The organism is Pelistega europaea (assembly GCF_013133775.1).
GTDB lineage: Bacteria > Pseudomonadota > Gammaproteobacteria > Burkholderiales > Burkholderiaceae_B > Taylorella > Taylorella europaea.
This window is the reverse complement of record NZ_JABGBO010000004.1, coordinates 95,558-116,729: the sequence shown is the minus strand read 5'-3', so window position 1 is coordinate 116,729 and position 21,172 is coordinate 95,558. Positions and strand designations below refer to the sequence as shown.

Genomic DNA, 21,172 nt, shown 5'->3' with positions numbered 1-21,172 from the left:
CAATAACATATATCAACTATGGACGAACAGAATAATAATCCTTATGCGGGGCATACTCCCATGATGCAGCAATACCTACGTCTTAAGAGCGAAGTAGGAAATGTGTTGCTTTTCTACCGCATGGGAGATTTCTATGAAATGTTTTATGACGATGCTGTTGAAACAGCACGTTTACTCAACCTTACCCTCACCAAACGCGGAGTCTCCAATGGCGAGCCTATTCCTATGGCTGGGGTGCCTGTGCATGCTATGGAGCAGTATCTTGCTCGTCTAGTTGCTATGGGTAAGTCGGTAGCGATTGGTGAACAAGTTGGAGATCCGACAGGCAAAGGTCCTGTTGAGCGTAAAATAGTTCGTATTGTTTCTCCTGGTACGCTGACCGAAGAGAATTTACTTCCTTCTCGTGCCGATAGATTGTTGTTAGCTATATATAAGCCTTTTAAAGGTAGAAATACCAAGTATGGTTTAGCGTGGTTAAATCTTGCCAGTGGAGATTTTAAACTTGCTGAATGTGATGAAGAAAATTTAGATTCTGAGGTTTGTCGCATTGCTCCTGCAGAAATTGTCACGGGGGATTCTTTTGATATAACTGTTCCTATCCCTGCTGCCATGAGTAAAACAGCAGATTGGCATTTTGACTTTAAAGAGTCTGAGCAACAGCTTTGCGCCTTTTTTCAACTGGACTCGCTTACTGCCTTTGGGGCTGATGAGGTGCCTAATGCAGTATGTGCGGCGGGGGCATTACTGCGTTATGTTGCTCGTACGCAGAATCAATCACTCAGTCATATTCAACGGTTGACAGTTGACCATATTACTGATTATGTAGTGCTGGATCCTGTCAGTCGCAAGAATCTAGAAATTACTGAGACACTTAGTGGAGAAAACTCTCCCACACTATATTCACTACTAGATCATTGCAAAACCCCAATGGGAAGCCGTTTGTTGCGTCATTGGGTACATCATCCCTTGCGGGATAATCAACAAGTTATTCAACGGCATCAGCGTGTACAGGCATTTTTGTCGCCTACATCACTGAATGTGAGCACTCAAGCGATTCTAACCTCCGTGCGTGAGTATCTCACGGTTTTTCCCGATATAGAACGTATCAGTACACGTATTGCCTTGCAATCAGTACGTCCTCGTGAACTGGCAAGTCTGCGGGATGCTTTTCAACAGCTACCAGGATTGCAGCATTATTTATTGACAAATTTGCCTTTATCAGAGCAAGACGAATTAGTTGCTCCTCTTTGTTCCTTGCCGGAGATTTATCCGTTGTTGGCAAAAACACTAGCAGTAGAGCCTTCTGTTCAAGTGCGAGATGGGGGGGTTATTGCCCAAGGGGTTGATGCTGAGCTGGATGAATTGCGTACCCTAGCATCTGATAGTGGTGCCTTTTTAATGGAGTTAGAGGCACGAGAAAAAGAAGCAACGGGTATTCCTAATTTACGCGTAGAGTATAACCGGGTACAAGGGTTTTATATTGAGGTGACCAAGACCCACCTAGACAAAGTGCCAGAGCATTATCGTCGTCGGCAAACCCTCAAAAATGTCGAGCGCTATGTTACAGCAGAACTGAAAGAGTGGGAAGACAAGGTGCTATCGGCACAGGAACGAGCACTCAACCGTGAAAAATATTTATACGAGCAGTTATTAGCGACACTACAAATATGGGTGGTTGCCTTGCAGCAGTTGGCGAAGACCTTGGCTCATATTGATGTATTTTCCGGACTTGCGTACCATGCTCTTAAAAATGAGTGGGTGCGTCCAGAAATTGTGGATACCCCTACTATTCAGATTGAGTTAGGTCGACATCCTGTGGTTGAGCATAGTATTGAGCGATTTACTCCTAACAGTTGTTTGCTTTCTGAACATGACCGTATGTTGCTTATTACTGGCCCTAATATGGGAGGTAAGTCTACCTATATGCGTCAAGTTGCTTTAATTACTTTGCTTGCTCGTATGGGAAGTTTTGTACCGGCACAATCAGCTGTTATAGGTAGTATTGACCGTATTTTTACTCGTATCGGTGCAGCAGATGACTTAGCAGGAGGACGTTCGACCTTTATGATGGAAATGATAGAGGCAGCAGCTATTCTTGCTAATAGTACCCCACATAGTTTGGTGCTAATGGATGAAATAGGTCGAGGAACCTCTACTTATGATGGTCTTGCCTTGGCATGGGCGATTGCATGCCGACTCTTGACGCACAATAAAGCGTTGACACTCTTTGCAACGCATTACTTTGAATTAACCCGTTTGCCAGAACAACTTGCTGGCGTACGCAATGTACATCTTGCAGCAACCGAAACTAGTACTGGCATCGCCTTTTTACATGAGGTTCAAGAAGGTCCTGCTAGTCGTAGTTATGGTATTCAAGTTGCCCAAAAAGCAGGTATTCCTATGGCTGTTATTCGCCAAGCGAAGCGTGAGCTTGAACGTCTAGAGCAGGGGGCTACTCCACAATTGGATTTATTTGCCCAAGCGGATATTCATGACCAAGAGCAAAACGATATGGCACTAGAGTTGGCTGCTATGAAACAGGCGATTAGTGAACTTGTTCCTGATAATATGAGTCCTCGTGACGCGTTAGACGCCTTGTATAAACTGCAACATTTATTTGGAAATAGTCAGGGTTGATATTTATCTGGATAGGTGTTATTCAAATTCATGTTGTTTAATGGTTTGATACGTAGCTACGTTGTGCAGTTTTTATAGATATGAAAGAAAATGATGCTATGCAATGATAGGGGGTGTACCATACCTAGTTGTATAGTTTTTATAGATATGAAAGAAAATGATGAATATTTCTCTTACTGAAAAAATCGATCTCCTCGGTCAAATTAGTCCAGCCGAGTTTATGAAAAAATACTGGCAACGCAAGCCACTATTAATTCGTCAGGCATTTAAGAATTTTCAGCTACCTATTAGTATTGCTGAACTCAAAAAATTGGCAGCACGTGATGATGTTGAATCGCGGTTTGTGACTCGCTATGAGGGAGAGTGGAAACTAAAAAAAGGTCCTATTGCACGCACGCCTAGCATGAAACAAAACGATTGGACACTACTGGTGCAAAGCGTGGATTTACATCATGATGCGGTTTCTGAGATGGCACAACATTTCCGTTTTGTACCGGATGCACGATTCGATGATGTGATGATTAGTTTGGCGTCCCTTGGTGGAGGGGTAGGACCTCATTTTGATACCTATGATGTTTTCTTATTGCAAGGTCATGGTAAACGTCGTTGGCGTATCAGTCAGCAGAAAGATCAAACCCTTATTCCTGGCTTACCTTGTCGTATTTTGCAAGATTTTCAAGTTGAACAAGAATGGGTTTTAGAACCTGGTGATATGCTTTATCTTCCTCCCCAATGTGCCCATGATGGTATTGCTGAGACAGATAATTGTGTGACTATTTCATTTGGGTTTAGGACGCTCTCTATAGCAAATATGGTACGCGGTATTTTTGAAGTGGCAGCAGACCAAGTGAGTATTAATTCAGGTTTGGGTAGTGGGGTTTATTCAGAGCCTGCAATTAAAGGGTTTAATGTCAAGAATTACTATCGTGACCCTGGTGCTCCTGCCGTTGATACGCCGGCGTTACTTCCTGAAGATATGGTACAAAAAGCCTTGAAGGCAGCACAATCTATTAAGTTTAATGAAGAATTGGCAACCCGTTTTCTAGGGTGCTGGCTGACTGAGCCGAATCAATTAGCACAGTTTGATTTTGCTGAAGAAGAAATCAATATTGAAGACTTACCCCCTGACACTCTTCTTAAGACTGACCGTAAAACGCGCATGTTATACCGCGGTAAACAGCTCTTTATTAACGGTGAGGTAGCTCCTGTACCATTGAACCCTGTGCTACGCGATTTGGCAGATAAACGTTGTATCACAACTGGTCATGCGACGGCAAAGAGTGACATGGAGACGTTTGAGATGTTGCATCGTTGGTTGGATGATGGGTGGCTGGTAGTGGCATCGTAGAGTGTACATGGATGCCACCATGATTGACAGCAATAAAGCCCCAGTGTGCTTTGCCGTGATCAAGCTCCCAGTCGCTTAATACATAGCGCCAACGAGTTTTACTATCCAGCTTAGGAATGGCATGTACCGCTGGTCTATGCGTATGGCCGTGAATTACAAAATCAATCTCTGGATACTCAGAGATAATTTGTACCAACGTTTCCGAAGCTATGTCATAGCTGGTATAAGAGGTTGAAGAAGGTGTTTCTGTGGCAACCGTTATAGGCTGAACTTCGGTAAGAGGAGTCTCTACCCTTGAAGAGTTTGATGACAACGTGTTGTGGACTTGAGGATACTGCCGAGCTATAGCGTGGGACTGCTCGCTGTGGAGAGATTCTTCCGTGATGGGGGTAGCTGGATATTGCCCAGTTATAGCGTGGGACTGCTCGCTACGGTTTCTTAGATAATGTGCAATACCACGTCGCCAGGAGAAGGGGAGTGTCAGAAAAAGGTGTTGTAGCCACTGCATACGCAACACACGACGAAAACGCATATAGGCTTTGTCTTGTGTACATAACTCATCACCATGGCTGAGAAGAATCACCCCAGCATCCGTATGCAGTAAACTTTGCTCAGGTAGCAACGTTATCCCTAATGACTGGCATAGTTGCTTGCCAATGAGAAAATCGCGGTTACCATGTACAAGATATACGGGAATTTGTTTAGCACAATCTCGTAAGGCGGAAAGGGATTGCTGTAGCCAAGGCTCATGACTATTGATGGCAATGTCATCCCCAAACCAGACATTAAACACATCTCCTACTAGAACCAAGGCATTAGCCTCTGTGGCAGCACGCTTTAAAAATTGGAAAAAAGTCTGATTGGTGAGAGGAATATGCGGACCCAGATGAATATCAGATGCGATATACACCATGCCTGACAATGTGTAAGTAGGTAGTCCGCTCACAATCTAACCATGAATAAGGATGAAAATGTTGGTAGACAACAATAAGGTGACCTGCAAGCCACCCTATTGTTTAACAGCAATTACCCTGTATTTTAATAGTCTTGTAAAAGTCAATACAACAAAGGGTTATTCAACCACTGTCGCTTTATTAACAATCACGTCTTCTACAGGAACATCTTGGTGAAAACCACGGCTACCAGTGCGTACGCCCTCAATAGCATCCACAATATTTGTACCTTCTACTACTTTACCAAACACGGCATAACCCCAACCTTGTGGTGTAGGCGCTGTAAAGTTTAGGAAGTCATTGTCATTGGTATTGATAAAGAATTGTGCACTAGCTGAATGAGGGTCACTGGTACGTGCCATCGCAATGGTATATTTGTTGTTGGCTAAACCGTTGTCAGCCTCATTTTTAATCGGAGCTTTGGTTTCTTTTTGTTTAAGACCTGGTTCAAAACCCCCGCCTTGAATCATAAAGCGTTTGATAACACGGTGGAAAATTACGCCATTATAAAAACCATCTTTCACATAAGAGAGAAAGTTCTCAGTAGTGACCGGGGCTTTTTCCATATCAAGTTCTAAAACGATGGTGCCTTTATTAGTTTCTAATTTAACACGTGGATGTGCTGACATAGCAGATTCCTTTTGTTGAGCTTGAGCAGTCTGACTAACAGGAAGTATCAATAAACCTGTTAACACTAAACTACCTAAGCAAGATTTAAAAAAATTCATATCATTCCCCAAACTGAGGTGGTTGCAGAAATTTTATTGTATCAATAAAGTCCTGGGTAAAGCCTCAAAATCTGGTGGATTACTTTTTCTGTGACACGCCACTCTTGTTTAGAGAGCGCTGTGCAAGTAAGGAGTAGATATGGGCGATATTTTGATTTGCAATAGTATAATCAGGACGAATACTTAATGCCATTTGCAAAGAAGACAATGCTTCATCAAGTGAACCAGCACGAGCTTGGAGTATGGCCATATTATTCCATGGTTCAGCAAGCTCAGGGTAGCGATAAGTCATTTGTCGATAGATATCTAATGCCTGATTGAAGTCTCCCTTGGCTGTATAAGCACGGGCTTCTAAAAACATCAGCTGTACATTAGTCCCTAGGCTACCATCATCAGAGTTGGATTTGAGTTTGGCAATTTCGCTTAGAGCTTTGTCAGCATGCCCATTGGAAATAAGTCCACTAATGCGACTAGCTGCTTGTGAGGCAGTTTCGGGAATATCGGTATCTACACTGGGAGTTAGCCAATCTAGAAATTTAGCAACCGTTTCAGAACCTCCCTCTACAGGCTTTTCATCAATGGCATGTGGTGGTTGGGCAGTCACTGCAGGAGTTTGATTATCAGTAGCTGTATTTTGAGGAACATCAGGTAGGTCGCCAATAGGGACAAACTGTGCCACAGCTATAGAGGTGCTAAAAGCAAGGCTTATGCCTAATAACAATGCTGGTCTATTCACAAGAACTCCCTTTCTTTTACATAATCTAGTATGCAGTTAGTTGCGTGGATGTTATACTTACAGGTTTATATTTTAGCCTATTGAGATTTTGTCATGTTGATATATAACTCTTTATCGCGTCAAAAAGAATCACTTAAGACTGTTGAAGACAAAAAGGTGCGTATGTATGTGTGCGGAATGACTGTTTATGATTTCTGCCATTTAGGTCATGCCCGTATGTTAGTGAGCTTTGATGTGGTTCGACGTTGGTTGCGTATTAAGGGTTATGATGTTAACTATGTGCGTAACATTACCGATATTGATGACAAGATTATTAAGAAAGCCCTGGCGACGGGTAAGACACTACATGAGGTCACTAGTTTCTATACCGATGCTATGCATGCCGACGAGAGAGCTTTGGGTGTAGAACCGCCTAGCCATGAACCACGAGCTACTCAACATGTTCCGGGGATGTTGCAGATTATCAAGGATTTAGAGAAAAAGGGCTTGGCTTACCAAGGTGATGATGGTGATGTGAATTACGCTGTGCGTTTATTTCCGGGCTATGGTAAGTTATCAGGTCGTTCTTTAGATGATTTGCGTGCAGGGGAACGTATTGCTGTGTCTGAAAGTAAACGTGACCCCTTGGATTTTGTGTTGTGGAAGTCGGCCAAGGTAGAAGAGCCGGCAGATTCCAAATGGGAGTCTCCTTATGGTTGGGGGCGTCCTGGTTGGCATATTGAGTGTTCTGCAATGAGTAAGGAGTTGCTTGGTTTGCCACTTGATATTCATGGAGGAGGTCCTGACTTGAAATTTCCTCATCATGAAAATGAAATTGCACAGACAGAGGGGGCCTATGGTGGAACTTTGGCAAACCTTTGGATGCATTGTGGCCCATTGATGGTAGATGATGAGAAAATGTCTAAATCATTGGGTAATTTCCGTACCATTCGCCAAACCATTGGTGCAAAAGATGATGTTGCTACGGCAGAGTATGCTTTTAATGTACGTGAAGCTGAAATGTTGCGTTTCTTTATTGTACGCAATCATTATCGGAGTGCCCAGAATTTTACCCCAGATAACTTATTAGATGCACAGGCAGCTATCGATCGACTTTATCAAACGTTACACAATGTAGGTTACGATGAAGTTGAGGTTGATTGGGCTAGTTGCTATGCTGCTGAGTTTGCACAAGCAATGGATGATGATTTTAATTCTTCTCTTGCTGTATCAGTATTGTTTGACTTAAATACGGCGGCCAATCGTGAAAAATCTCGTGCTTTAGCTAGCCAGTTACGTGCATTGGGTGGGGTGCTGGGAATCTTACAGCAAGACCCTGTTGCTTATTTACGTTCCCCTACACGTTATACACGTCACGAGACGCAACAGTCGTTAGGCGAGACACAAATTGAGGCATTGGTGGCAGAGCGATTAGAAGCCAAAAAAGCTAAAAACTTTGCTCGTGCTGATGAAATCCGCCAACAGCTCAAGGATGCAGGTGTCGAGCTGGAAGATAAACCAGGTGGAGTGACTCAGTGGCGACGTATCTAGGTTTTATCACTCATGAGATTGGGCAATTACTCGGTCTGTCCCATTGATGTAGTTTGGTCATTATTTGGCTTGTCGCATTGATGGGATTGGGTAATTACTCGGTTTGTCACATTGCATCCTTATTTGGGCCAATGATTAGCCTTAATTAGGGTTAATCATTAGTCTTTATTAAAGGCTAATTGTCAGTCTTAAGCGAAGAATCACAATAGGTAAATAAGTCATATTGCGATATTATTTAGTGTTAATTGTCAGTAGTGTAGTGGTAGGTATTGGTTATAGGGACATGGCATGTGATGGTCGTTGGCATCTGTGATTGACATTTTTTAGGTTATAATGGTGAATTAGACTAACCGCTGTAAATATACTACGGGTGAGAATTTCATGAAAAACACATTTTTAGAATTTGAAAAGCCAATTGAAGAACTAGAACAAAAAATTGAGCAATTGCGCAATGTTTCCTCTGAATCGGCGGTGGATATTTCTGAGGAAATTAGCCGTCTACAACAAAAGTCTGAAGCCCAAACCAAGGCAATCTACGATAAATTGACACCTTGGCAAGTAGCACTTGTGGCGCGTCATCCACAACGCCCTTATACTATGGATTATGTCAATGGCATCTTTACAGATTTTCATGAGTTGCATGGCGATCGTATGTTTGCCGATGATCAGTCTATTGTGGGTGGTTTAGCCCGCTTTAATGGCGAGGCGTGCATGGTAATTGGTCATCAAAAGGGTCGAGACACCAAAGAGCGAGCTAAGCGTAATTTTGGTATGCCAAAACCAGAAGGTTACCGTAAAGCATTGCGATTGATGCGTTTGGCAGAGAAGTTTAATTTGCCGGTGTTTACTTTTGTAGATACTCCAGGTGCTTATCCCGGTATTGGTGCCGAGGAGAGAGGTCAGTCAGAGGCAATTGGTCATAATCTTTATGCAATGGCAGAGCTTAAAGTACCTATAATTTCAACGATTATTGGAGAAGGGGGCTCTGGCGGTGCTTTGGCTATCGCAGTGGGTGATGTGGTGCAGATGCTGCAATACTCAACCTATGCAGTAATTTCTCCAGAGGGTTGTGCATCTATTTTATGGCGTAGTGCTGATAAGGCATCACTTGCTGCCGAAGCATTGGGTATTACGGCTCCAAGATTACTAGAATTGGGACTCATTGATAAAGTGATTAATGAGCCTGTTGGTGGGGCTCATCGTGACCCTGTGACGATGTGCAAGACTCTCAAACGTGCTTTGGGTGAAGCATTGCGTCAAGTAGAGGGATTGAGTGCTTCACAGCTTATTGACCGTCGTTTAGAGCGACTCATGAGTTATGGTCGCGTTAGTGAGAAAAATTAATCGCAGAAAATAAGGGAGTTCTAATTCCTTACTTTAAAAAGCGAGGAGAAACATCAACTTCAATTTCAATATCGAAGTGAGTGTTTATAGGAGAAGCAATGGGGCAGACCCATTTATCACTGTCTCGTTTCCCTCATCATGCCAGCAGTTTGTTAAAGCCGCTGGCTGACTTATTTGCTGCCTTACGAGGCAATTCTGTTGCCATAGGGTTAAGCGGAGGGGCTGATTCTGCCATGCTAGCGGTTTGTGCAGCAGAACTTGCACATGAATATGATATTGTGTTGCACTGTGTTCATATTCATCATGGACTGATGGCCGCGGCAGATGATTGGCAACAGCATTGTCAACAATTAGTTGATTTACTCTCCCAATTTCACCTGTCTCGTATTATTTTTTCGCCTATAGCTGTCTCTGTGGATAAGCAGAGTGGCTTGGGTATAGAGGGTGCTGCACGTGAGGCACGCTATCAGGCCTTTTTGGGTTATGCACAGCAGCACCAGGTGCATCACTTTCTACTTGCTCATCATCTGGATGACCAAGCCGAAACCTTACTTCTCCGACTATTACGTGGTAGTGGTATTAAAGGAATGCAAGGAATGCGTGAAGAGAGTGTTCGCTATGTGGATAATGCCCTACCTACGATGTCATCAGGAGGAGAGCAGAGTATCTGCTATAAAGAGGAGGATGTTGCTGACAATACTGACGGTGTTTTAGTTACCTCCAACAATAAGGGTTATGCGGTGCATTTTTATCGTCCTTGGCTGTCGATAGAACGTAGTGCTATCCTATCACTTGCTGATTGGTTTGCTAAGCAAACACAGTGGTTGGCTGTGCAAGATGAGAGTAATTTAGATGTGAAATATAAGCGTGGAGCGATACGCCAGCATCTTGCACCAGTATTAAATGAGTATTGGTGTGGTTGGAAACGAAATATAGCACGGCATGCCCATCTGATGACAGAAGCACAGCAGATGATTGAAGATTTATCTGCACAGGATTTTGCACAGTTGACACCCAGTGAGGATAGGCGTAGCTTTGACTTAAAAGCATGGAGATCATTGCCAGCATATCGACAAAGCTATGTGTTGCGGTATTGGTTGGCACTGCATGGGGTAGAGATGCCGACAGAAAGGAGATTGCAGGAGTGGATGCGGCAGCTAAGAGGGGTGCACCAGTTGGGAACTGATCGTGCTGTCAAGTTAGTGCATGGAGAGTGGGTGGTAAGTGTCCAGAAAGGACGAGTACAGCTGATTGTTAGTGGCTTTGTCCCCAGTGCATAATCACCATGCCAAGAATAGCTAGTGGTGCTCCAATAAGAAGCGAATGATGAAGAGGTTCATTAAGGAAAATAGCAGAGATGCTGATACCAAATACAGGGACAAGGGCAATATAGGCAGATGCATTACCAGCACCTAAGGCTTTGACCCCATCAAAATACCAAGAATAGGCAAGAGTAGTAGAGCCTAGTGCCATCATAATAAGCGCAAATTTTACACTCCATGTTGAATGAAGTGCTGCTTCCCATGCTTGGATTCCCTCAGTCAATCCTCCTGCGATTAATAGCAAAATGGCACCTAATACACTTGCAAAGGTGGTAGCTGTAAGAGCGTCAATTCCTTTGAGTAATACACGTCCTAGTAAAGTGTATCCTCCCCATGCTAAGACACATCCTAGTAATAAATACTCTCCTAAGCCGACAGACCCAGAGAAAAAAGCGAGCGGATGACCTTGGGAAATGGCAAAAAGGGATCCAAAAACAGCCAGGCCTATGCCTAACAAAATGCTCTTGTTAAGTTTTTCTTTAAATAAAAGGGCTGCAAAGACCAAGGTAATAGCAGGATTTAGGGCAATAACGGCAGAGGCTTTGCCAGAAGGAGTCCATTGAAGAGCCGTTAGAAAGCATGCGGAGTAAGCAAAAATACCAGTAAATCCTGTAGCAAGTAATCCTAGCCATTGCTTGCTTGTGAGTGAGCGTGCAGTTTTAAAATTGTCCGCATAATAAAGCCAGATAAGTAAGGCAATACTGGCAATAGAAAAACGAATGGCTGATGCTGTAATAGGGGGAATCACTTGTGCTGCCATGCGTCCCCAAGGCCAAGAGGCCCCCCATAAACAAGCCATGCCAAGTAGGCGAAGATGTACACCTAGTAGAGATTGGTTCATAAAAATAAGTTTAATGATAAAGAGAATGGAGGTAGAGCATTCCCACTGCCAACGCAGGACAAATGATAGCATACTCAAACAAAAAACGTGTTGGTTGCTGGTGCATCCGCTGCGATTAAGTATACCTTGGATCTATGAATTTCCTTTACTCAAAATGGAGGTAATTTTGGGAATAAAGGAAAAAAGGGTCTCAAGAGACCCTTGGTTGTTAGGTTTGTGAGAGCTCTTCTGCCATAATTTCACGAATCTTGAATTTCTGAATTTTACCTGAGGCAGTCATAGGAAATTCTGTCACGATGCGGATATAGCGAGGAATTTTTTGACGAGAAATCTGTCCATCGCAAAAGGCACGGATATTTTCTTCTGTCAAGACACTTCCTTCACGCGGTTTAATCCAAGCACATAGCTCCTCTCCATATTTCTCATCAGGTACGCCTACGATTTGTGCCTCTAGGATATCAGGGTGAGTATAGAGAAAGTCCTCAATTTCACGAGGGAAGAGATTCTCACCGCCACGAATCACCAAATCCTTAATTCGACCTACGATAGCACAATAGCCGTCTTCATCCATAGTGGCTAAATCTCCTGTATGCATCCAACCAGCAGTATCGATAGCTTCTGCTGTTTTTGCAGGATCGCCCCAGTAACCTTGCATGACAGAATAACCCCGAGTACATAATTCTCCTGGTGTACCACGAGGGACAATACGTCCTTCGGAATCGATAATTTTGACTTCTACATGAGGATGGATGCGGCCAACAGTATTTACACGTTTGTCAAAAGGATCGTCTACATGACTTTGCATACTTACAGGAGAGGTTTCTGTCATGCCATAGCAGATAGTGACTTCGGACATGTGCATCTTATCAATCACTTTTTTCATGACTTCAGCGGGGCAAATTGTCCCAGCCATCACTCCAGTGCGTAGCGAACTTAAATCAAACTTATCAAACTCTGGGTGTTCTAACATATTAATAAACATGGTTGGCACACCATAGGATGCGGTACAACGTTCTTCGGCAATCGCTTGTAGGTTGGCGAGAGGGTTAAATACCTGGTCGTGATAAACCATAGTCGAACCATGTGTGACGCAGGCAATATTACCAATCACCATACCAAAACAATGAAAGAGGGGAACGGCGATAGAAACGGCATCATCGGAAGTGAGTTTAATAGTTTCACCAATAAAATAACCATTATTCAAAATGTTATGATGGGTGAGCATTGTACCTTTGGGATTGCCTGTTGTGCCTGAGGTAAATTGGATATTAATCGGGTCATCGAATTGCAGTTGCTCTCCTAGTTGCTGTAGATGTTTTAGCTCTTCTTCTGATGGTGGCTGTAGCAGATAACTATAATTGAGCATGCCAGCAGTAGGTTCTTCATCTAGTTTGATGACATAACGCAGGGTTGGTGCATTTTCAGCTTTCAGTTTTCCAATTTCTGAGGTTTTTAACTCTGGGACAACATCATAGACCATCTTAATATAATCGCTGTCTTTAAATTGAGAGATGATGACCAAACCACTGCACCCTACCTTATTTAGTGAGTATTCTAATTCTGTACGACGATAGGAAGGATTCATATTCACTAAAATAATCCCTGCTTTGGCGCAAGCATATTGAATAATTGTCCATTCTGCACAGTTGGTTGCCCATAGACCTAGACGATCTCCAGGGTTAAAACCAAGACGGATTAAGCTGCATGCAACAGTATCGACTTGACTTTTGAGTTGTTGGTAAGTAAGACGGATATTTTGATGACGGGAAACTAATGCTAGTTGGTCTGCATAGCGCAAACATGCTTGATCGAAATTTTGTCCTAAGGTTTCTCCGAGTAAAGGTTTATCTGATGCCCCATGTACATAACTCAGTTGGGTCATGAATAGTCTCCTAAAATAAAAACGCTGTTTTAATTATGATATTGGCATTATAGAGGAAAGTATAAGGAGATGAATATTGGTAGTCGTACTAGTTAGTTGATAATGGGATATTTTTAAAAGAAGGGCATATACTTTAAGGTTAAAAGAAAATTGCGATATGCTTTACTCGTTATAATGAGAAGTGTTTAATAACAATCAGCATCGGATTATTAATGCATAACAACAATAGTTTGTTGAAAGGAATGAATGCTGCAACAGGTTAAAGTGACTGGGATTTTTAACTTTGACTCAGCCAGAGTTAGCCGGAAAGGAGTGAATGATGCAACAGATTAAAGTGACTGATATTGGGTTTTTGATTGGTAATGTAACCAATAAAGAGGCAGCAACAGGGTGTACTGTGATTGTTGCTCCTCATGGTGCTGCGGCTGGAGTAAGTGTTCAGGGAAGTGCTCCAGCAACGCGTGAGACAGATAGTTTAAATCCTATTAATATGATTGAGGCTATTCATGCTGTAGTATTAAGTGGTGGCAGTGCCTATGGTCTAGAGGCTTGTGATGGAGTGATGCAGTATCTAGAGCAAAAAGGATTGGGATTCGATGTTGGGGTATGCTCTGTTCCTATTGTTTGTGGAGCATCGTTATTTGATTTGACATGTGGGCGCTTTGATATAAGACCTGATAAAGCGATGGGGTATCAGGCTTGCCAGTATGCCTATGAGCAAAACAACTATCAAGATGGTAATTATGGTGCCGGTACTGGAGCCAGTGTAGGGAAGTATTTAGGTATGGCGACGGCGATGAAAACGGGGATAGGAAGTTATGCTGTACAGATTGGGAATCTCAAAATAGGGGCTGTGGTAGCAGTTAATGCACTAGGAGATATTTTTGATTTGCATACAGGACAACAAATAGCGGGTATTCTCAATCAAGGAAAGTTGTGTAATACCGAGCAGGTTATGTTAGATAGAATCTTTGATCAACGAAATTCTTGGCGTGAAAACACCACCATAGGGTGTGTTCTAACGAATGCGCAATTAAGTAAAACAGCGGCTAATAAGGTTGCTCAAATGGCTCATGATGGCTATGCAAGAACAATTAATCCTGTTCATACTTCTTTGGATGGGGATACGATTTTTGCAATGGCATCAGGGGAGGTGGCTGATGTGAGTGTAGATATTTTGGGAACACTAGCAGCAAGAGTGATAGCAGAGGCAATTAATAATGCGGTACGTAATTGTGAAAGTGCTTACGGGTTGACTGCTTTTCAAGATATAAAGGTGTGATTGGTTTACTTGTGCAAAGATACGGGGGCAGAAAAATGCTATTTTTGAGCGGAAGATTGTTCCAATACATCGGAAGTAAAGTTGCTTTAGTAAAGAAGAGGGATTAAAAAGCAAAACGGACTTGAAAATGAATGTTTTCAAGTCCGTTTAAATTGGCGCGCCCGGCAGGATTTGAACCCACGACCCCTTGGTTCGTAGCCAAGTACTCTAATCCAACTGAGCTACGGGCGCATGTAACAACATACTAAGGAGATATATTATGAAAAATCTTGGCGCGCCCGGCAGGATTTGAACCCACGACCCCTTGGTTCGTAGCCAAGTACTCTAATCCAACTGAGCTACGGGCGCGTTAAGAACGTAATTATGTGCTAGTTTTAAACATTTGGCAAGGGCTAATATCTTTTTCTTGATAAAAGTGTTGTATAAATGCCTAAAATTTAGATTGTTTCCTGGAAAATAGGTTGAGTTAGCTCTTTTGATAGCACTCAGATAATCAATCTAAAACACTCTCTTTTAACCAGAGTTAGGGTAGTTTAAGAAACTAAAACAGACTTGTTTGTAGATCTTTGGGAGCTACCGTTTTAGGTGTATTTTTGCGTGTTTTGGTTTTTTTGGAAGTACGTGATTGGGTGACGGCCTTGTCCTTTGTGCTAGGTTTGACCTCGTTTTTTGAGGTGGAGTGTGATTGGGAGGAGGATGTTTTGGCTTTAGCCGATTTTTTGGTGGTTTTACGGTGACGAGGAGCTTCTTGAGTAGTAGATTTTGTATTGGTAGTTGCTACCTGCTGCTCGGATTTTTCTGCAAGAGAAGGGATGGGTTCTACCGGTGTAGATTTATGGTTTTTCTCAATATGACGCTGACAGTAACCACGAACATTATTCACATGGGTAATCACTCCATTTAGTTGGAGAAATTGCTGAATTTTGCTGTAGGACAATTTGGCTGCCCGTAATTTAGCAATATCATCATGGAATGCAGCTAAAGTAGAACGTGGAGTTATTTGAGCAAGAAACTCTTCAGCACTAATCATGTGTAAATCCTCACAAGAGAATGTCAAAATTTATCCTTGCATTGACACAATTTATCCTTGCATCAGCACAATTTATCCTTGTAATGTCAAAAATTATCCCTGCATTGACACAATTTATACTTGCATCAGCACGATTTATCCTTGCAGTAGCACAATTCCACGGGAAAGTCTTGTTTTCAACGACAAAAATTTCCTAGAGAAAGTGCCTGTTTGTTTTACCATTGCAATAGTATATAAAGAAAATACTTGCTCATGTGAGATGGGTAGCATTTAAAATAATATTTATTTTGGGTAATAAATATAAATAAAATGGATGTATTTTATATTTATACTATGTGTATATTATGTATGATTTATGTTTTTATTGAGTTGTCGACTTATAGGAGTAGCTATGTTGGGTGCTAAAACAAAGATTGTTGTTTTGGGTCTTGTTAGTCTTATTGCATATGCTTCTGCCTGGGCAGAGACACTAGAGGGGCAAGTGGTAGGTGTTGTGGATGGTGATACGATTAAAGTATTAGACAAGATGCATAAACAGTACAAAATTCGTCTGGATCAAATTGATGCTCCAGAGTTGCATCAACCTTTTGGACAGAGGGCGAAGCAGTATTTATCATCATTAGTCTATAAGAAAAAAGTGAATATTGAGTGGCATGATAAAGATAGGTACAAGCGTATTCTTGGGACAGTCTATTATCAGGGTAACAATATCAATTACCAGATGGTAGAGGCAGGTTATGCTTGGGCTTATACAAAATATTTGCGTGATGGGATTTATAAGACAGCCCAACAGCGAGCAAAGCAACAGCGGTTAGGATTGTGGAGGGAGAAAGAGACTATTCCACCATGGGAGTGGAGGAGAAAGTAGAGGGGTTTTCTGTTTGTTAGCATCCTCATCAAAGAGAATTTTTGATGCCCATTATGTCTCTTCCCATATACCAATACTATCTGGCCTTTCCTCTCTTATTAAAAGGGATTTTTGATGCCTATTGCAGGTATTGCATTGCTGCTAAATCTTGCAATATTGAGTATGGGGGAGAATGAGGGGGATGCCTATTATAGGTATCGCATCACCGCTAAATCTTGCAATATTAAGCGGTGATGATAGAAGGCAGCTGTAGAATGCAAATAAAAAAGACACTCAACAGAGTGTCTTTTTTAGCTTGAATGCCTCTGGGGCAGCTACCAGGCAAATTACACGCGACTACGATATTCGTTGGTACGTGTATCGATTTCAATCTTGTCGCCAATGTTGCAGAATAAAGGTACTGCTAATTCAAAGCCAGTAGCAATTTTAGCTGGTTTAAGTACTTTACCAGAAGTATCGCCTTTAACAGCAGGTTCAGTGTAAGTGATTTCACGAACGATAATAGTAGGTAACTCTACAGAAATTGCACGACCTTCGTAGAATACCACTTCTACAGTCATACCATCTTCGAGGAAGTTAAGTGCGTTACCCATGTTGTCCGCTTCAACTTCGTATTGGTTATATTCTTCGTCCATGAATACGTACATAGGATCAGCAAAATAAGAATAAGTGCATTCTTTTTTGTCTAATACCACAACGTCGAACTTTTCATCAGCTTTGTAAACAGTTTCAGAACCAGAAGCTGTTAATAAGTTTTTGAATTTTAATTTCACAACAGCGGCGTTACGGCCAGATTTGTTATATTCAGCTTTTTGTACTACGAGTGGTTGACCATCAACCATTACTACGTTACCTACGCGTAATTCTTGAGCGGTTTTCATTAAGAACCTCAAATAAAAAATAAAGAAAAAAGCTCATCGACGAGCTTTATGGAAATGGAAATCAAAAACCCAATGGGCTAGAGAAAAATATAGGTGAATCGCCTACAGCAACCTCTTATCCGTGGCAATCCCACCTGGTCTGCCGATATTTTACCTTTTTTATCTACAGTTTGCTTAAAAATCACACAAAATCAATGACAAAGTGGGTTTTTATGCAACAAACAAGACTTAACAATCTAGTACAGCTCTTGTCATAACGAATTTTGCAAAGTGAGGGCTGACAAAAATTACGGTGATGTCCTGTAGGGATGTGATTGCAGAATAGAATATCTTGGAGATAAGGAGTGAGAGATGGATAAAAAGACGCTTTTTTAACGTTTAGCAGGAGTAGATGATTCACCTTTGGCTGGAAAATTTAGAATACTCTCTGCTAAAGAAAGGTGTTGACTTTGTTGCTCTTGATAGTGGCGGTGGAAGGATGTAATTAGGTCGTAGTAAGGGTCTATCGGGGTCTTTGCAAGTTTAGCATTGTTGCTGTTTTTATTGTAAGGGGCTTTACTATTGGCATTTTCCCCATCGATAAAGTGTGCATTGATGGATTGAGGATTATTCAATGATTGCCAGTATAGTGCCAGAAGTTTTTCTAGTTGTGTTTGGTACGCATGTAGTCGGGTTTGTGCTTCTTTTTCTGATAGTTCAGGTGTTGTCTTAGTGTTCTCTGACTTGACATTATTTGTTGGACGAATAGCAGGATTATTCCATGCAGCATAACGATTCCAAGCAAGTTGCGTATCAGCAATAATCTGTGGTGCTTGACAGCTATCTAACCAGGCTTGTAATTTTTCCAAATGCGTCTCTTCTTGTTGTTCATAAATATGCCAAATAAAGGGCTTTCCAGACCAAATTGCACGCACAAAACTATCCTCTCCACGCACAATATTGAAATCACAAGCCGATAGTAGGTAATCGAACTGTTCTTGGGGTAAAAATTTAAATCGTTGGATAGTAATTGGAGGATTGTGACATAGGTGCTTTTTAGGGGGGGTATTATCTACATTTAACGTTTGTGCATGCATATTCAAATGGTGGTTGTTTGCAGCACAAGCATCAGTACAAATATCTGTGAGATGGTTATCTTCAATCGAAAGTTGATTACTAGGATTTAAAACATAATTTTCCAAAATATTGGCTAACTGCGCCTCTGCCTGAGGTAAAACGCCCTCTGGCATCAATAATACAGTGGGGCGTGTGTCCACACTATATTGCCGTATTAGTGATTGATTCAATCCAGCAAAAGGGGCACTAGGATAGCAAAATACACTAACCAGACGAGCTCCTACTTGGTAGGCTAATGCTACATCAGGATGGATATGAGTAGCTAACCATTGTTGAATTTGAGTCTTATCTTGTTGAAAAGCGGTTAATCGGGGTAATAACCCCTTTTCTTGAATTAACCCACCTGTCTTGTGTGTAAACCCTGGAAAAAAGAAGTATTTAGGCACCCCATTAGGTTGTGGAGAGGCTAGTCCATGCATTCCCTCTACCCATGTTTCTGCACTGAGGTATTCCAAGTTGAGCCAACAATGTGTATGTCCAGGCATTAATTGAATAAAATGTTCATCTAAATCCGTGCCAAATGCTTCAATAACAACAAAAGCAGGAATAATGTTTTTGTGATAAAGCGAATGGTCTGGCGTTGAAAGTTTGTGACTTTGGTTGTTTGCTGGGTTGGAGTTATTCCTCATATCTGTTGGTTGAGAATTATCCAGACGGTCTTTATCCAAGGGATTTTTGTCAACAGCAGTATTTTTATGCAATGCTTGGGTATTGGAGGAGGGTGCCATCCAATGCATTATACAAATACCTTTCACTATTTGCTGAATTAACTGTGGGTTAACTTGTGGTTCAATGCGTGCAAAACTTTGCAAATCATCCACCCATAAGCGTATAGGGTAATGCAGCAGGGGATTAAAATAGGTCCATAAACTTTCTGACTCTTTACTAGGTGTAGTCTTGTCGCTTGTACCAGGAGAATTTTTAAGATGATTAGAAATATAGGTCGTGTTGTTGGGTGATGTAGTTAATGAGACCAAACGTAGCTGTAAATCCCTTGCTAATCGCCAGCACACGCCAATATCACCGTAGTTGTCTACTACACGACAAAATAAATCAATAAAGGGGGTGCGAGAAGAAGAAACAGTAGCAGCCATAAATCATAAAGAGAGCAAGGGAAGTTGCATTATAAATAACACAATGCTGTTAAACCAGTCTCATGCGTAATATGATAGATTTTAACAAGAACAGATTGAAAAGATAAAACAGAGACAAATTACCTCCATAATAAAAACAGCGACCAAACCAAACATCTGGCCGCTGTGCCATCATCAGAAGATAATCCCTAAAGTTTCGCACTCTGTCATCAGAAGATAAGCTCAACAGTTTTGCACGTTTTAAATGATTATCTCCTCACTGTGCTTATTTAAATAGCTTGGACAAGTTTGCAATACCTATACGGATTTTCTCTTCTGGTACAGTCACAAAACTGAGGCGTAAGTGGTTGGTTGGTGCTGTTTGAGCATAAGGGTAGAAAGGTTGACCAGGAACATAGGCCACTTTTTGTTCTTCTACTGCACGAGCCAATAACTCAGTTGTATTGACATCACCATCAAATGTCATCCAAATAAACATGCCGCCTTTAGGACGAGTCCATGTTACGTTAACACCAGCAAAGTTTTGTTCAAGAGCTTCTAGCATATAGTGACATTGGCGTTTGTAAAGCTCACGTACTTTAGGAAGATGCTCTGCGAGGAAACCATCTTTAACGGCTTCATAAACAGCCATTTGAGTGACAGTGGCGGTATGGAGGTCAGTTGCCTGTTTTAGTTGGACAAGTTTACGGATAACGGCTTCAGGAGCAATGATAAAACCGATACGTAGACCAGGAGAAAGAACCTTAGAAAAAGAACCCATGCGGATAACAGTTGCCCCATGTTGTTGGGCTAATGCAAAAAGACCTGGCAGCGCCTCACCCTCAAAGCGTAACTCTCCATAAGGATCGTCTTCAACTAAAGGAAGATTCAACTCAGCAGCACGTTTAACCAAAGCAATACGACGTTCTAAGCTTAATGTACGACCTGTTGGGTTTTGATAGTTAGGCAGAACATAGGCAAAACGTGCGTCTTTGGCCAACTCATCTGTAAGGCCTTCGGGGATTAAACCATCATCATCCGTTGGAATAGTGGCATATTGGGGGCCGAATTGGCTAAAAGACTGAATAGCACCTAGATAAGAGGGTGACTCTAGAAGAACCTTGGAACCCTCGTCAATAAAGAGCTTACCGATGAGGTCCAAGGCTTGTTGAGAACCTGATACAACCAATACATTGTCTACACAGATATCTACACCGCGAGACTTAAAGTCGCTTACTACCCACTCGCGCAAGGGACGGTAGCCCTCTGTTGGTCCGTATTGAAGAGCTACCTTGGGTTGTGTGCTGAGTACCTTATCATAGGCTTGATGTAACTGCTCAACAGGAAAACCCTCAGGAGAAGGGAGTCCACCTGCAAACGAAATAATATCAGGGCGCTCAGTGACTTTTAAGATTTCACGAATAGCTGAACTGGTTGCTGTTGTTGCTCGTTTAGATAAAGGGAAAGAGAAATTATTCATATTGATTATTCCTGATACTTCTTAGCGTAATAGGAAGTATATTAACGCTTTTTCCCACATTTGATAAGAGATAATGTGAAAAAACGTTGTTTCTCTCGCGGATACGGAATAAATCTCTTTG

At 41.9% G+C, this 21,172-nt stretch carries 17 protein-coding genes and 2 tRNA genes; 8 read left to right on the top strand and 11 right to left on the bottom strand.

Annotated features, from left to right (window positions below):
• Positions 1-18: 18 nt before the first annotated feature.
• Entirely contained in the window at positions 19-2,637 is a 2,619-nt protein-coding gene (mutS, locus tag HKX40_RS04765; RefSeq protein ID WP_171588415.1) for a DNA mismatch repair protein MutS, read from the top strand.
• A gap of 166 nt (positions 2,638-2,803) precedes the next feature.
• Positions 2,804-3,985, top strand: a complete 1,182-nt coding sequence (locus HKX40_RS04760; protein WP_425500452.1) for a JmjC domain-containing protein — start codon at positions 2,804-2,806, stop codon at positions 3,983-3,985.
• On the opposite strand, the gene HKX40_RS04755 is transcribed toward HKX40_RS04760, so the two are convergent.
• The 3 genes from HKX40_RS04755 to HKX40_RS10845 form a co-directional block, all read right to left on the bottom strand.
• Complete coding sequence (locus HKX40_RS04755; protein ID WP_171588414.1) at positions 3,891-4,931, bottom strand: UDP-2,3-diacylglucosamine diphosphatase; 1,041 nt, start codon at positions 4,929-4,931, stop codon at positions 3,891-3,893. The genes HKX40_RS04760 and HKX40_RS04755 overlap by 95 nt on opposite strands.
• A 126-nt stretch (positions 4,932-5,057) precedes the next feature.
• A complete protein-coding gene (locus tag HKX40_RS04750; protein WP_246233589.1) occupies positions 5,058-5,567 on the bottom strand; it encodes a peptidylprolyl isomerase in 510 nt (169 codons plus the stop codon).
• Positions 5,568-5,745: 178 nt separating this feature from the next.
• Positions 5,746-6,402, bottom strand: coding sequence for a tetratricopeptide repeat protein (locus HKX40_RS10845; RefSeq protein ID WP_171588412.1), 657 nt, complete (start codon positions 6,400-6,402; stop codon positions 5,746-5,748).
• 93 nt (positions 6,403-6,495) lie between these two features.
• Here HKX40_RS10845 and cysS point away from each other — a divergent pair, with 93 nt between their 5' ends.
• The 3 genes from cysS (at position 6,496) to tilS (ending at position 10,556) form a co-directional block, all read left to right on the top strand.
• Positions 6,496-7,932 (top strand): cysteine--tRNA ligase, encoded by a 1,437-nt coding sequence (gene cysS / locus HKX40_RS04740; protein ID WP_171588411.1) that lies wholly within the window; start codon positions 6,496-6,498, stop codon positions 7,930-7,932.
• Positions 7,933-8,313: 381 nt separating this feature from the next.
• Positions 8,314-9,276: an acetyl-CoA carboxylase carboxyltransferase subunit alpha gene (locus tag HKX40_RS04735; protein ID WP_171588410.1), complete on the top strand. Its 963-nt coding sequence runs from the start codon at positions 8,314-8,316 to the stop codon at positions 9,274-9,276.
• A 98-nt stretch (positions 9,277-9,374) separates the two neighbouring features.
• Positions 9,375-10,556, top strand: a complete 1,182-nt coding sequence (gene tilS / locus HKX40_RS04730) for a tRNA lysidine(34) synthetase TilS (protein ID WP_171588409.1) — start codon at positions 9,375-9,377, stop codon at positions 10,554-10,556.
• Here tilS and HKX40_RS04725 read toward each other — a convergent pair.
• Together HKX40_RS04725 and HKX40_RS04720 are read right to left on the bottom strand one after the other, a co-directional pair.
• Complete coding sequence (locus HKX40_RS04725; protein WP_171588408.1) at positions 10,531-11,439, bottom strand: DMT family transporter; 909 nt, start codon at positions 11,437-11,439, stop codon at positions 10,531-10,533. The two genes, tilS and HKX40_RS04725, sit on opposite strands and share 26 nt — an antisense overlap.
• A gap of 208 nt (positions 11,440-11,647) precedes the next feature.
• Positions 11,648-13,321 (bottom strand): AMP-binding protein, encoded by a 1,674-nt coding sequence (locus tag HKX40_RS04720; protein WP_171588407.1) that lies wholly within the window; start codon positions 13,319-13,321, stop codon positions 11,648-11,650.
• Between the two features lie 316 nt (positions 13,322-13,637).
• Here HKX40_RS04720 and HKX40_RS04715 point away from each other — a divergent pair, with 316 nt between their 5' ends.
• Positions 13,638-14,603: a P1 family peptidase gene (locus HKX40_RS04715; protein WP_216605172.1), complete on the top strand. Its 966-nt coding sequence runs from the start codon at positions 13,638-13,640 to the stop codon at positions 14,601-14,603.
• 153 nt (positions 14,604-14,756) lie between these two features.
• On the opposite strand, the gene HKX40_RS04710 is transcribed toward HKX40_RS04715, so the two are convergent.
• The 3 genes from HKX40_RS04710 to HKX40_RS04700 all read right to left on the bottom strand — a co-directional run bounded on the left by HKX40_RS04710 (position 14,757) and on the right by HKX40_RS04700 (position 15,633).
• Positions 14,757-14,834: transfer RNA gene (locus HKX40_RS04710), tRNA-Arg, on the bottom strand.
• A 39-nt stretch (positions 14,835-14,873) separates the two neighbouring features.
• Positions 14,874-14,951, bottom strand: a tRNA-Arg gene (locus HKX40_RS04705).
• A 193-nt stretch (positions 14,952-15,144) separates the two neighbouring features.
• Complete coding sequence (locus HKX40_RS04700; RefSeq protein WP_171588406.1) at positions 15,145-15,633, bottom strand: hypothetical protein; 489 nt, start codon at positions 15,631-15,633, stop codon at positions 15,145-15,147.
• A 20-nt stretch (positions 15,634-15,653) separates the two neighbouring features.
• Here HKX40_RS04700 and HKX40_RS04695 point away from each other — a divergent pair, with 20 nt between their 5' ends.
• Together HKX40_RS04695 and HKX40_RS04690 are read left to right on the top strand one after the other, a co-directional pair.
• Positions 15,654-15,830, top strand: a complete 177-nt coding sequence (locus HKX40_RS04695; protein WP_171588405.1) for a hypothetical protein — start codon at positions 15,654-15,656, stop codon at positions 15,828-15,830.
• A gap of 194 nt (positions 15,831-16,024) precedes the next feature.
• On the top strand, positions 16,025-16,501 hold the full coding sequence (locus HKX40_RS04690) for a thermonuclease family protein (protein ID WP_216605171.1): 477 nt from the start codon (positions 16,025-16,027) through the stop codon (positions 16,499-16,501).
• A 326-nt stretch (positions 16,502-16,827) separates the two neighbouring features.
• Here the strand turns inward: HKX40_RS04690 and efp are convergent, their stop codons facing one another.
• The 3 genes from efp to HKX40_RS04675 all read right to left on the bottom strand — a co-directional run bounded on the left by efp (position 16,828) and on the right by HKX40_RS04675 (position 21,051).
• The gene (gene efp / locus HKX40_RS04685) at positions 16,828-17,382 is read right to left on the bottom strand and encodes an elongation factor P (protein ID WP_171588403.1); all 555 of its coding nucleotides are present in this window, start codon (positions 17,380-17,382) and stop codon (positions 16,828-16,830) included.
• Between the two features lie 371 nt (positions 17,383-17,753).
• Positions 17,754-19,592, bottom strand: a complete 1,839-nt coding sequence (earP, locus tag HKX40_RS04680; RefSeq protein WP_171588402.1) for an elongation factor P maturation arginine rhamnosyltransferase EarP — start codon at positions 19,590-19,592, stop codon at positions 17,754-17,756.
• A 265-nt stretch (positions 19,593-19,857) separates the two neighbouring features.
• On the bottom strand, positions 19,858-21,051 hold the full coding sequence (locus HKX40_RS04675) for an aminotransferase-like domain-containing protein (RefSeq protein ID WP_171588401.1): 1,194 nt from the start codon (positions 21,049-21,051) through the stop codon (positions 19,858-19,860).
• Between the last annotated feature and the right edge of the window lie 121 nt (positions 21,052-21,172).